9 protein-coding genes are annotated in these 13,152 nt (G+C 74.2%); 7 read left to right on the plus strand and 2 right to left on the minus strand.

Annotated features, from left to right (window positions below; genetic code table 11):
- Positions 1–174 precede the first annotated feature (174 nt).
- The 5 genes from murA to AB0B85_RS24210 all read left to right on the plus strand — a co-directional run bounded on the left by murA (position 175) and on the right by AB0B85_RS24210 (position 9,134).
- Complete coding sequence (murA, locus tag AB0B85_RS24190; protein WP_357410922.1) at positions 175–1,530, plus strand: UDP-N-acetylglucosamine 1-carboxyvinyltransferase; 1,356 nt, start codon at positions 175–177, stop codon at positions 1,528–1,530.
- A gap of 114 nt (positions 1,531–1,644) precedes the next feature.
- Entirely contained in the window at positions 1,645–2,238 is a 594-nt protein-coding gene (locus tag AB0B85_RS24195; RefSeq protein ID WP_357410924.1) for a DUF3043 domain-containing protein, read from the plus strand.
- Positions 2,239–2,441: 203 nt separating this feature from the next.
- Positions 2,442–3,002 (plus strand): XRE family transcriptional regulator, encoded by a 561-nt coding sequence (locus AB0B85_RS24200; RefSeq protein WP_357410926.1) that lies wholly within the window; start codon positions 2,442–2,444, stop codon positions 3,000–3,002.
- A 379-nt stretch (positions 3,003–3,381) separates the two neighbouring features.
- Complete coding sequence (locus tag AB0B85_RS24205; protein ID WP_357410929.1) at positions 3,382–8,091, plus strand: WG repeat-containing protein; 4,710 nt, start codon at positions 3,382–3,384, stop codon at positions 8,089–8,091.
- A gap of 44 nt (positions 8,092–8,135) precedes the next feature.
- Positions 8,136–9,134: an aldo/keto reductase family protein gene (locus AB0B85_RS24210; RefSeq protein WP_357410931.1), complete on the plus strand. Its 999-nt coding sequence runs from the start codon at positions 8,136–8,138 to the stop codon at positions 9,132–9,134.
- Positions 9,135–9,230: 96 nt separating this feature from the next.
- Here the strand turns inward: AB0B85_RS24210 and AB0B85_RS24215 are convergent, their stop codons facing one another.
- On the minus strand, positions 9,231–10,031 hold the full coding sequence (locus tag AB0B85_RS24215) for a site-2 protease family protein (RefSeq protein ID WP_357410932.1): 801 nt from the start codon (positions 10,029–10,031) through the stop codon (positions 9,231–9,233).
- Positions 10,031–10,231, minus strand: coding sequence for a hypothetical protein (locus tag AB0B85_RS24220; protein WP_196918986.1), 201 nt, complete (start codon positions 10,229–10,231; stop codon positions 10,031–10,033). Before AB0B85_RS24220 ends, AB0B85_RS24215 begins: the two co-directional genes overlap by 1 nt.
- A gap of 234 nt (positions 10,232–10,465) precedes the next feature.
- Here AB0B85_RS24220 and AB0B85_RS24225 point away from each other — a divergent pair, with 234 nt between their 5' ends.
- Both AB0B85_RS24225 and AB0B85_RS24230 read left to right on the plus strand, forming a co-directional pair.
- Positions 10,466–12,364: a bifunctional adenosylcobinamide kinase/adenosylcobinamide-phosphate guanylyltransferase gene (locus tag AB0B85_RS24225; RefSeq protein ID WP_357410934.1), complete on the plus strand. Its 1,899-nt coding sequence runs from the start codon at positions 10,466–10,468 to the stop codon at positions 12,362–12,364.
- Entirely contained in the window at positions 12,354–13,127 is a 774-nt protein-coding gene (locus AB0B85_RS24230; RefSeq protein WP_357410936.1) for an adenosylcobinamide-GDP ribazoletransferase, read from the plus strand. Before AB0B85_RS24225 ends, AB0B85_RS24230 begins: the two co-directional genes overlap by 11 nt.
- The last annotated feature ends 25 nt before the right edge of the window (positions 13,128–13,152 follow it).

Below are 13,152 nucleotides of genomic sequence, written 5' to 3' on the forward strand. Positions count from 1 at the left end.
ATCACCGATTAATGCCACACACGCCGATGTGACGGAATCCTTTTTCGTCACGGAGGGCTATGCTGCCGGGGCGACTACACACGCGAGCCGTTTCAACCTGGCCGCATCCGGGGTAGCAACAACGTTCGGGCTCCCCACCAACAACACAGCAGCACCGACGCGCTGGAGGTTGCGTTGACCGACGACGTCTTGGTTGTGCACGGAGGCACTCCGCTCGAAGGGCGGATCCGCGTGCGCGGCGCGAAGAACCTGGTTTCGAAGGCGATGGTCGCCGCGCTGCTCGGCGACACCCCGAGCCGGCTGTTCGACGTGCCGAAGATCCGCGACGTCGAGGTGGTCCGGGGTCTGCTCGGTCTGCACGGCGTCAAGGTCACCGACGGCGCCGAGGACGGCGAGCTCGTCTTCGACCCGGCGAACGTGGAGAGCGCCAGCACCGACCAGATCAACGTGCACGCCGGTTCGAGCCGGATTCCGATCCTGTTCTGCGGCCCGCTGCTGCACCGGCTCGGGCACGCGTTCATCCCCGACCTGGGCGGCTGCCACATCGGCCCGCGTCCGATCGACTTCCACCTGCAGGCGCTGCGCGAGTTCGGCGCCACTGTCGAGAAGCGGCCGGAGGGTCTGCACCTGTCCGCGCCGAACGGGCTGCACGGCACCAAGTTCGCCCTGCCGTACCCGAGCGTCGGCGCCACCGAGCAGGTGCTGCTGACCGCGGTCATGGCCGAGGGCGTCACCGAGCTGCGCAACGCCGCGGTGGAGCCGGAGATCATCGACCTGATCTGCATCCTGCAGAAGATGGGCGCGATCATCAAGGTCCACACCGACCGGGTGATCGAGATCCAGGGCGTGCCGAAGCTGCACGGTTACACCCACCGGCCGATCCCGGACCGGATCGAGGCGGCGAGCTGGGCGGCCGCCGCCCTGGCCACCCGTGGCCACGTCGAGGTGCTCGGCGCGCAGCAGGCCGACATGATGACCTTCCTGAACATCTTCCGCTCGGTCGGTGGCGAGTACGAGGTCACCGACGCGCGTGCGCCGAAGCTGGGCGACCCGGGCCAGGAGGGCGGCATCCGCTTCTGGCACCCGGGCGGTGAGCTGAACGCGGTGGCGCTGGAGACCGACGTGCACCCCGGGTTCATGACCGACTGGCAGCAGCCGCTGGTCGTGGCGCTCACCCAGGCCCGTGGCCTGTCGATCGTCCACGAGACGGTCTACGAGCAGCGCCTGGGCTACACCGAGGCACTCAACTCGATGGGCGCCAACATCCAGGTCTACCGGGACTGCCTCGGCGGCACCCCGTGCCGCTTCGGCCGGCGCAACTTCAAGCACTCCGCGGTGATCGCCGGGCCGAGCAAGCTGCACGCCGCCGACCTGGTCATCCCGGACCTGCGGGCCGGGTTCAGCCACCTGATCGCGGCGCTCGCGGCCGAGGGCACCTCCCGGGTGTACGGCGTCGACCTGATCAACCGGGGCTACGAGGACTTCGAGGCGAAGCTCGCCGACCTGGGCGCGCACGCCGAGCGTCCGTAATCTCGGTCACCTCTCGTTCGGGCTACGACGGCTCCGGGTCGCGCTGCGACCCGGAGCCGTCGGCCGCTGTACCGCGATGTGCACCGGGCGCGGACCGTTGGCTACCCTTGCCGCGTGCCGTCGCTCTTTCGCCGCAAGTCCACCGACCTCGTCGACGAGGCCGTCTCCTCGGTGACCCCCGAGGAGACCGCCGAGCGTCCCCGGGGTTACACCCCGGCCAAGGGTCGGGAGACGCCGAAGCGGCCGACCGTCGGCCGCCGCCCGGCTGGCCCCAGCCGCCCCCTCACCAAGGAGGAGGAGCGGGAGCGTCGTCGCCAACTGCGCGCCGAAGCCGCGTCGGATTTTCGCCGTGAGGGCGGACCGCGCGACCGCGGCCCGGAGCGGCTGCTGGCCCGCAACGTGGTCGACTCCCGGCGTACCGTCGGCACCTGGTTCTTCGGCGGCGCGCTGATCGTGCTGATCGGGTCGAACAAGGAAATGCCCGCGCTGGTCCAGTTGATCTCCAACGTGCTCTGGGGTGTGCTGGCCCTCGGTGTGGTCGTCGACTCGGTGCTGATCTGCCGCAAGATCAGCAAGTTGGTCCGGGAGCGCTTCCCGAAGACCGACCAGAAGATGGGCTCGCTCTTCCTCTACGCGGTCATGCGGTCGATCACCTTCCGGCGGATGCGCGCCCCGGCCCCGCAGGTCAAGCTCGGCGACAAGGTCTGACGCCGACTTCCCACCACGCATCGACGACACCGCTGTCCCGGCCCCCCGGCGGCAGCGGTGTCGCCGTAACCGGGCGGGTCGAGGGCAGGCACGTGGTGCGGCATCCGGGCGAGGGCTGTTCGTTGTACCGTACGCAGGGTTCACCCTGCTGAACAGGCTGCCGCTGTTCGCCACCACGAACGCCGAACCGAGGGAGCGGACGCATGCCTCCGGAACCGGCCGCCCCGCTTGCCACCGTCGCCGCCGCCCTGCGCCGGGAACGGGAACGGGTGGGCATCTCGCTTACCGAGCTCGCCCGCCGGGCGGGGGTGGACGAATCCACCCTCTCCCAACTGGAGTCGGGCACCGGCAATCCGAGCGTGGAGACACTCTGGGCGCTCGGCGTGGCGCTCGGCGTACCGTTCAGTCGGCTTGTCGAACCCGTCGACGACGCCATCCGGGTGGTCCGGGCGGGCGACGGGCCCCGGGTCCGCTCCGAGCAGGCCGACTTCGCCGGCACGTTGCTCACCGCCGGGACGGCAGACCTGCGCCGTGACGTCTACCTGATCGAGCTGGAGCCGGGCGCGGTCCGGGCCGCGGACGGGCACACCCCCCACAGCATCGAACACGTGGTGGTCGCCGCCGGCCGGTTACGCGTCGGCCCCGAGACGGCCCCTGTCGAACTCGGACCCGGTGACTACGCGGCGTTTCCCGGCGATGCTCCGCACCGCTACGAGGCGCTCGCTCGCGGCACGTTCGCGGTTCTCATCCTGGAGCATCCCTGACGGCGGCGATCAGCCCGAGCCCAGCGACCGTCGGATGCGGTAGGGTCGGAGACCAGATTCGGTTATAGGGCCAAATGTCCGAAACCATTGGGATAACGTTTGCGCCCGTGGCGGCACCACAGTGGCGGTGAGCGAGCCCACGCCGTTACCCTCCATCCGCAGCCACGGCCTGCCGGCACGGGTGACCTGACCGGCAGGCGAGGCCCCGGCACGACAATTTGCAACGAGGTGACAACGCCGTGAGCGAGCGGACGCGAGCCGGCCACCGGGGTGTGGCAGGCGGCGACCGGACGCCCGGCGATCAGCCGGCGACGGCTGCGGACAGCTCACCTCCGACCGGAGTCGGCCGCGTGGCCGGGTGTGGCGACGGGCGCGGCCGATGAGCGGCCGCTACGCCGACCGGTGGTCAGACCCGAACGAGCCGGCCTGGGTGCTCGAACCGACCACCGAGTGGCACCCCCAGTTCCCCGGCCAGCGCTATCCCGGCGACATCGGCGTGGTCCACCAACCACCACCGCGCGGTCGGGCGACGGTGACCGGCCGGGCCGAGGTGCCACCGCTCGCGCCCACCCGCCCGGACGGCACCTACCTCGGCCGGTCCTGGGCCGACGAACCGCCGGAGGAGTCGGCGGTGCACGGCCGGTCCTGGGCCGACGACGAGCCGGGCGAGGCACCGGGCTACGGCCGCCTTCGCAGTGACGCCCCCACCTACGGCCGGAACGACAGCGCCGACCCCCGCAGCTACGACCATGAGCCGTACCGTCGGCCACTGCCCGAACCGCCCCGCCGCGACGAGCGTCGTTCCCCCGAGTCGGACCGGCGTACCGCCTGGTCCGACCGCCGGCCCGCCGACGAGCGGGGACCGGCGCGGGAGGCCGCCTGGCACCGGGACCAGCCCTCCCCCGAGCGGTACGACGGCCGCCGCCAACGACCGGAGCCCACCGAGCGTGACCGTGGCTACCCCGGCGTGCCACCGGTCTCCCCCGCGCCCCGCTCCGATATCGGTTGGATGCCGGAGCCCGACGACGCGCCCCGTCGACGTGGCACGCACGAGCGACCGGCCGCCGGTTACGACCGCCACCCCGTCGACGGGTACGGCGCACGACCCACCCGGGACCGCGACGGCCGGATCGCCGACGACCGGGCCGACGGAGCCGACAAGTGGGCAGGCGTGGACGGCCGCACGCGATACCGCGCCGACGGTTACCCGGACCGGGCTCCCGACGAGGTACGCCGCCCGGAACGGTCCTACCGCGCGGACGAGAGCGCCGGAGCGGCACCGTCGCCAAACGGTGGACGACGGCACCGGCCCGAGCCGGACGTGCCCGACCGTCCCCGCCGCGACGACGATCGGCGCCGGCCCGACGGCGACCCGCACCGGCCGCAGCCCCGCGAGGCCGCGGCCCGCGCCGAGGCGTACCCGGATCGCCGTCCCCGCGAGGAGGCCCGCCCGGACGCATACCGCGAAGACGGACATCGCGAGCACGCGTACCGCGAGGATCGGCCGCACGACAACGCGTACCGGGAGCCTCGGCCGCAGCCCGGCGCACGGCGGGACGGCACGCTGCCCTGGCCGCCGCCGGGTCCCGTACTCCCGGACCGCACCCGGGAGCCGGGCCACCGCACCGAACCGCACCGCCCCGCGGACCCGCACCGCGGCGTCGAGCCGGGTATCCCGTCGCGGCCGGAGGCCCGGCCCGAGCGACCGACGGTCATCCCGCCCCGCTACGACGAGCGGCCGGTACGTCCGGCGGCCACGGCCCCGTCGACGGGCGGCCGGGCCACGCCGGTCCCCCCGGAGCGAACCGCGCCGCCGTCACCGGTCTCCCCCGCGGCGCCCAACCGCGACCGACCGGTCTCGGCAGCGCCGGTCTCCCCCGCCTCCGACGTGCCCATCTCGGGTCCACCAGCGGCCCGCCTTCGGCTGGAGTACCTGCCCGCGCCGGTGGACCCGCCGACCTCCGACGAGCGGGCGGAGCCGCCACCTGCGCCGGAGCGCCAGACACCTGCCGCCCCGGCGACGGCCGGCGGCGCGCACCCCACCGCACCGCCGCGTTACCCCGGTCCGGACACCACCGCCCAGCCGGTGGACCAGCGGCGCGGCGGCGAGCCCGTCGCAGAGCGCCGCCAGTTCGGCGACCCGTCGGGCAGCACCGCCCCGACCGACCACCGCCCGACGACGCACTTCCCCGACCGGCCGCGTCCCACGGACCGGCCGCATCCCACGGACCGGCCGCACTCCATGGAACGGCCGCACTCCATGGAACGACCGCAGACCGCCGACCGACCGCCCTCCACGGACCGATCGCGTCCCACCGACCGGCCGCACACCCCCGAGCGGCCGGCCTCGGGGCAGCGCCCGGACTCGCCGGATCGGCCGTCCCCGACGGCGGACGCCCGCCCGCCGGTCGCGCCACCGCCCACCTGGCAGGTCCCGACCCCGGCGGCGGCCCCGCCCGCCCCGACTCCTGCCGCCCCACAACCCCCGGTGCAGGACGCCGACGCGGTGGCACTCCCGCTCGCCCCCGGCACGCCACGCCGCTACGTACCGCCGCCACCCTCGGAAGAGCCGCTCGCCCCCGTCCGCGACCCGAACGAGGTCGCGGGCACCCGCGGGCCGGACGCGTGGTTCAGCCCCGCTCAGCCCGTCGAGCCGGATCCGGGCGAGCCCACGCCGGACCGACAGTCGCCCGAGTCGGCTGACGATGGGTCAGTCGACGATGAGTCGACGGTGGGCGGGCCTGCCCTGCCCGCGCCGCCGGCACCCGACCTGGCCACGCCACCGACGCCCGACCTGGCCACGCCACCGACACCCGACCTGCCGGCGGCACCGCCCGCGGTGGACCGGGAGCTGTCGACACCCACCGACCTCCGTCACGATCCGAGTGGCGAGCAGGGGGGCAGGTCGACACCGGCTCCCGAGCCGGTGTCCGCGCAGCCCGCACGCCCGAACCTCGATGCCTGGGCCGACGACCCGCAGGACGACGCACAACCGGCTGGCCGACCCGCGACGGCCCCCGACGGCCGGCCCGTCTCCGGCGTGCCCGCCACCATGGAGCCGCACCAGCCTGTCGACCTCGTCGGCGAGGTCGACAGGCAGTCGGCCACCGCTCGTCCGGTGGAGGAGACCGAGCCCGTCGGACCCGACGCCACGGACGACGCCGAGCCGTACGCCTGGCAGCCCGACCCGCACACCAACGCGTCGACGGACGGCTCGGGAGCCGACGACTGGTCGGCCGAGGTCGCCCTACCGGCCCCGTCCGCGATGTCTGATGACAACGATTCTCCCGGCGCGGCAGCGCCGGTCTCGGTTGAGCCCACGCCCTCGACCCTGATGCCCATCTCCGCACCCCCGGCGCCCGCGCCGCCGGCCGCCGCCGCGCCGGTGTCCGCACCACCTGTCTCCGCCCCACCGGTGTCCGCACCACCGGTGTCCGCACCACCGGTGTCCGCACCACCCATGCCCGCGTCACCCACGTCCGTGGCACCCGCGTCCGCCTCACCCGTGTCCGCACCACCCGCGTCCGCGACACCGGTATCCGCGCCGCCCGCGTCGGTGCCGCCGCCCATCTCCGCGCCACCCGCGTCGACACAGCCGACCTCCGCACCACCCGCCGCCGCGCCGACACAGCCGACCTCCGCGCCGCCCGTCTCCGCGCCACCCGCATCGACGCCGCCGGCCGACGCCGCACCCGCCGCCGACATTCCCGGCCCCAGGACCGGCTCGCGCGCGCAGGACACGTCTGTCTTCGCACCACCCGAGGACGCTCCGCCGGCGGCGACCCGCCCGTCGCTTGCCGATCCGGGTGACCCGGAGCAGGTTCTCGCGGCGTACCGCTGGCGGTTGGACCCGGTCACCCTGCGCGAGGAACTGACGGAGCCGGACGACCTGCGGGCCATCCGGCGGCGGCTGACCGAGAAGCTGGGCTCGGCGATCGACAACCGCGCGCGGGCCCGACTGCTCAGCCTGCGGGCGGTGGCCTCGCGGATCCTCGGCGACCTGGACGACGCGCTGGCCGATGGTCGGCTCGCCCTCACCTACGCCGAGGCGACCGGCGAGCTGCGCCGAACCTCGTTGGCCCAGGCCCGGCTGGCGCACGTGCTGCGCTGGCGGGGCAACTTCGCCGAGGCCGACCAACTCTTCGCCCAGGCCAACTCGGTCGAGCTACCCGACCGGTTGCGGGCCGCACTGCACGAGCACGCCGGCCGGTCGTGTTACGACCAGGGACGACTCATGGAGGCCTGCCAGCACTTCGAGCAGGCGCTCGACCTGCGCGGTGCCGGCGACGCCGAACTGCTGGACCGGGTCCGGGTGGCCCTCGACGCGGTAGCCGTCCGGGCCACCGCCGACGGCTTCGGGCCGTACCGCAGAGGTCGCGACGAGATCCTCGACCGGGACCGACCCCCGACGCCGGAGCGGGACGGGCCGCTGTGGGGTTACACCGGCCAGGACGGCGACCTGGTCATCCCCGCCCGGTACGCCGAGGCGCAGCCGTTCCACGACGGGCTGGCCTGGGTTCGTCGGCCGGACACCGACCGGTGGTCGTTGATCAACCTGCTCGGTACGACGGTGATCCCGCCGTCCTACCAGACGGCGCTGCCGTTCAGCGACGGCCTGGCCTGGGTGGTCGGCGAGGGCGGTTGGACGGCCATCGACGCGACCGGCGCGGTGCAGGTCCCGCCGAACTTCGCCGAGGTACGCCAGTTCCGCCGCGGCGTGGCGGCGGTTCGGCGCGAGGGGTGGGGGGCGGTCGACCGAACCGGCCGGATCGTCGTACCCACCCGGTACCACGGGTTCGTCACCGAGTTGGCCGACGGGCAGCAGGTCGACGGGTTCACCGACGAAGGGCTCGCCGTGGTCGACGTGGCCGGGCGACGCGGGGTGGTGGACCGCACCGGTGCGGTGCTGGTCCCGCCGACCCACCCGATGCTCGTCATCCACCCGGTGGCGTTCCTGGTCGGCAGCGGTGGACGCTGGGGTGCACTGGACCGGCGTGGCGCGCCACTCATCGACCCGGTGCACCGCGATCGTGACGAGGTGTTGGCGGAGATCGATCGGCTGCTCACCGACGCCAACCCGGTGCTCTGAGCCGCCGTTCGACGCTGGTGATCCACCAGGGCTAGGGTCGAGACATGGAATTTCGACACCTGGGCCGTTCCGGCCTGCTGGTCAGTGAAATCTCGTACGGCAACTGGATCACCCACGGTTCACAGGTCGAGGAGGACGCGGCGTTCGCCTGCGTCCGGGCCGCCCTCGACGCGGGGATCACCACCTTCGACACCGCCGACGTGTACGCCGGCACCCGGGCCGAGGACGTGCTCGGTCGGGCGTTGCAGAACGAGCGGCGCGAGGGCCTGGAGATCTTCACGAAGGTCTACTGGCCGACCGGGCCGGGCCGCAACGACCGGGGCCTGTCCCGCAAGCACATCATGGAGTCGATCAACGGCTCGCTGCGCCGCCTGCGCACCGACTACGTGGACCTCTACCAGGCCCACCGGTACGACAGCAGCACCCCGCTGGAAGAGACGATGGAGGCGTTCGCCGACGTCGTGCACTCCGGCAAGGCGCACTACATCGGTGTCTCCGAGTGGACCGCCGAGCAGCTGCGCGCCGCCCACCCGCTGGCCCGCGAGCTGCACATCCCGCTGGTGTCCAACCAGCCGCAGTATTCGATGCTCTGGCGGGTCATCGAGGCTGAGGTCGTGCCGGCCAGCGAGGAGCTGGGCATCGGGCAGATCGTCTGGTCGCCGATGGCGCAGGGCGTGCTCTCCGGCAAGTACCTGCCGGGGCAGCCGCCGCCGGCCGGTTCCCGGGCCACCGACGAGAAGTCGGGCGCGAACTTCATCTCCCGGTTCATGAACGACGACGTGCTCACCCGGGTCCAGCAGCTCAAGCCCCTCGCGGAGCAGGCCGGGCTCAGCATGGCCCAGCTCGCCGTGGCGTGGGTCCTGCAGAACCCGAACGTCTCGTCGGCGATCATCGGCGCGTCCCGCCCCGAGCAGGTGCACGACAACGTCAAGGCGGCCGGGGTCAAGCTCGACGCCGGGCTGCTCAAGGCGATCGACGAGATCGTCGAGCCGGTCACCGAACGGGACCCGGCGAAGACCGAGTCCCCCGCCCAGCGTCCCTGACGTCACAGCGGCCCGACCGGCGCGCAATGGTTCGCGCCGGCCGGGCCGGGCCGGGTCAGCCGGTGACTCGGCCCGGTCAGCGCACCCGACGCCCGGTCAGCCCTGCCAGAACCGGATCAGCTGGAGGCCTGCGGCGTACAGCCGGGACGGCAGGCCCAGGGCATCACCGATCGCGAAGACCGCGTCGAAGAACCAGCCACCGATGCGCGGGTTCCACAGCAGCGCGAAGAGCAGCAGGAACCCGTACGGGGCGAACAGGTCGTACATCTTGCGCCACTGCGGGTTGAGCCACGGCTGGATCATGTTGCCGCCGTCCAGGCCCGGCACCGGCAGCAGGTTGAGCACGCTCGCGGTGAGTTGCAGGAAGGCGAGCAGGGCCACGCCGGCCCAGAACTCCACAGGGCCGCCGACCGACTCGATGCCGATCCGCAGCACCGCCACCAACACCAGCACGAACACCACGTTGGTCGCCGGGCCGGCGAGACTGACCAGGGTGTGCCGCAGTCGACCCGGGATGGCGTGCCGGTCCACCCAGACCGCGCCGCCGGGCAGACCGATGCCGCCGAGCAGCACCACCACCACGGGCAGCACTATCGACAGCAGCGGGTGGGTGTACTTCAACGGGTTGAGTGTCAGGTAGCCCCGGTGGGCGATGTCCCGGTCACCGGCGCGGTAGGCCACCACCGCGTGGGCGTACTCGTGCAGGCACAGCGAGACCAGCCAGCCGGACACCACGAACAGGAACACGTTGAACCGGGAGTTGCCGTACCCGTTCCAGGCCAGCACCCCGCTGACCGCGAAGAGGGCGACCAGGCCGAGGAAGACCGGGCTGGGCCGGAACGCCGCCCTGGGCACGCCGAGGACCAGCCCGTCGGCTCCCGGCCGGTCGTAGGCCATCACTCGGCCGTGGGCAGCAGGCTCATCCGGTACTCCACCCGGTCGTCCTCGACGAGCGCGACCGAGGTGACGCCGGACGCCGCGAGCTCCCGCCAGGTCTGACCGATCCAGGATTCGGCGTCGGCCTGGCTGCTGAACGACTCTGCCGGTCCCTCGACCGTCTGGCCGTCCGTGCCCTCGTACCGCCAGCTCCACGCCATGCCGCGTCTCCCCTCGCCGCTGATGTCCCGGTGGGACGAACCCCCGCCAGCGTAGTCGGCCCGGCGGGCAACGGCCGCTCGCTCACCCCCGGCGGCCCCAGGGGTGGATCAATCCGCCCGGCGTTGGCCGGCACGGTGGCTCGGTGCTGACCCGGGGCGTGCTGCTCGGCGACCGGTACCGGCGAGCACCGGGCCGGCAGGCGCCGCGACGGCGGGCGGCCTTAAGGTACGGGCATGTCCGTAGACGGGTGGAACACGGTCCTGGTGCTCGGCGGTATCCGGTCCGGCAAGTCCGAGTTCGCCGAGTCCCTGGTCACCGACGCGCCGGTGGTCCGTTACCTCGCCACCGCGCCCGAGGGCGACCCGGAGGACACCGAGTGGGCGACCCGGCTGGCGGCGCACCGCGCCCGGCGGCCGGGCAGTTGGACCACCGAGGAGACCACCGAGGATCCGCGCCGGCTGGCCGACGTGCTCGCGTCCGCCGAGCCCAACGAGACACTGCTCGTCGACGACCTGGGCGGCTGGGTGACCGTGCTGCTCGACCCGGAGCACCAGCCCGCCGACGACGTGGCGACCATCGCCGAGCTGGCCGAGGCGATCCGCACCTGCCCGGCCCGGGTGGTGCTGGTGAGCCCCGAGGTGGGGCTGTCGTTGGTGCCGACCACCCCGCTGGGTCGGGCGTTCACCGACGCGTTGGGCGCCGCCAACCGGGCGGTCGCCGACGCCTGCGACACTGTGGTGCTCGTGGTCGCCGGCCAGCCGGTCTGGCTGAAGCCGGCCGCCGGCGTGACCGCCCCGGTCAGCGCGGCCGAGCCCGCGGCCCCGGCCAGCGGGACCGCCCAGGTGGTGGCCGCGAAGCTGGCCGACACCGAGCCCACCCCCGAGGTGCAGCTGCCCGAGGTGCTCACCCACACCCCGCCGGTGGTGCCGCACCAGGAGGCCGGCAACCCGTGGGCGGCCCCGACCATGGCGCTGCCGATGGTGGCCACCGGGCTGGTCATCCAGCCGGGCATGGAGCTGCCGATGCCCGACGAGTACGCGGGCCCGCAGGCGGTGGACCGCCTGGCCACGCTCGACGTACCGGGCGCCGGGTTGGGCGTGCTGGACCGGGTGGTCGGTTTCGCCGCCGCCACCCAGGGCACCGCCACCCCGCAGGCCTGGGGGTCGGTGCGGGTGTTGCTGCTGCACGGCGACCACGCCGGTGGGGCGTCGGCCGGCACCGTCGCCGGTGAGTCGGCGCGCCGGGCCGCGCAGGCCCGCGCCGGCCGGGGCGCGTTGGCGCGACTCGCCGCCGAGAGCGGGGCCAGCCTGCAGGTGGTGGACACCCCAACCGCCGCGCCGATGGAGGACCAACCGGCGCTCTCGCTCGACCAGGTGGAGTCCGCGCTGCGCTACGGCTGGCGGCTCGCCGAGCAGGCCGCCGACGCCGGCGTACAACTGCTGGTGCTGGGGGCGTGCGGTGCCGGCACCGAGGCGGCGGCCGCCGCGGTGCTGGCGGCGACCGCGGGCGCGGAGCCACCCGCCGTGCTGGGCCGGGTCATCACCGACTCCGGCGAGATCGACGACGCGGCGTGGATGATCCGCTGCGCGGCGGTGCGCGACGCGCTGCACCGCACCCGCCGCTCGTCGCGCGGCGCCAAGGACATCCTGGCCGAGCTGGGCGGCGGTGACGTGGCGGTGGCCAGCGGCGTGCTGCTCGGCGCCACCGCGCGCCGGGTGCCGGTGCTGCTCGACGGGCCGGTCGGGCTGGCCGCCGGCATGGTCAGCCGCGATCTGGCCGGGCAGGCCCGGCACTGGTGCCTGCTCGCCGACCACGGCGGGCACCCGGCGGTGCGGCTCGCCGCCGACGTGCTCGGCCTCACGCCGCTGCTCGACCTGCGGATGGATCTCGGCGAGGGCGCGAACGCGCTTGTCGCACTCCCGCTGCTGCGCTCGGTGCTCGCCCTGGCCGCCGCACTGCCGGTCCACCCGTCGCTCGGCGGCGACGAGGACCCGAGCACGGCCGCCGACGAGTCGGCCGACCTTGACACGACTCTCGACGAGTCCGACTTCGCCGAGCCGGAGCCGGCCGGTCCGGGCCCGGCCAGCACCGGGGCGGACGAGCAGCCGGCGTCGGGTTGGCGTGCCGGCTGAGTCGCGGTTCCTGGCCGGAGCCCGGCTGGCGGTCACCACGTTCAGCACGCTGCCGGTGCGGGCCGGGCGGATCGATCGTTCCGTCGCCGGCACCGCGATGGCACTCGCGCCGGCGGTCGGCGCGCTGCTCGGCGTCCTGCTGGCCGGGGTGCTGCTGCTGACCGGCGCGTTCGCTCCCCCGCTGGTGGCCGCCGGTGTGACGGTCGGCGTGGCCGCCCTGCTCACCCGCGGGCTGCACCTGGACGGGCTGGCCGACACCGTGGACGCGCTCGGCTCGTACCGGCGGGGGGCGGCCGCACTGGAGATCATGAAGAAGCCGGACGTCGGCCCGTTCGGGGTGGTCGCCCTGGTCGTCGTCCTGCTGGTGCAGGCGGCGGTGCTTGCCGACCTGGTGGGGCGGTCCGGGCCGGCCGCTCTCGCGGCGGTGGTCGCGGCGACCGCCGCCGGGAGGTTCGGCGTCACGCTCGCCTGCCGCCGGGCAGTGCCGGCGGCTCGACCGGACGGGCTCGGCGCGCTGGTGGCGGGGACGGTCGGCCCGGTGGCCCTGGCCGTCGGCGCGGTCGCCGTCGTGCTGCTGGCGGTGCCCGCAGTGCCGGGCCGCCCGTGGCAGGGGCCGCTGGCCGTCGCCGCCGCGCTCGCCGTCGCGCTCAGGCTGCTCACCCACGTGGTACGCCGGCTCGGCGGGATCACCGGCGACGTGCTCGGCGCGACCGTCGAGGTGGTCACCACGCTTGTCTACCTGGGTCTGGTGCTGTCCGCCTGAACCGGGCCGGACGGGCCGGGTAGCG

Source organism: Micromonospora sp. NPDC049044 (assembly GCF_040649215.1).
Lineage (GTDB): Bacteria > Actinomycetota > Actinomycetes > Mycobacteriales > Micromonosporaceae > Micromonospora.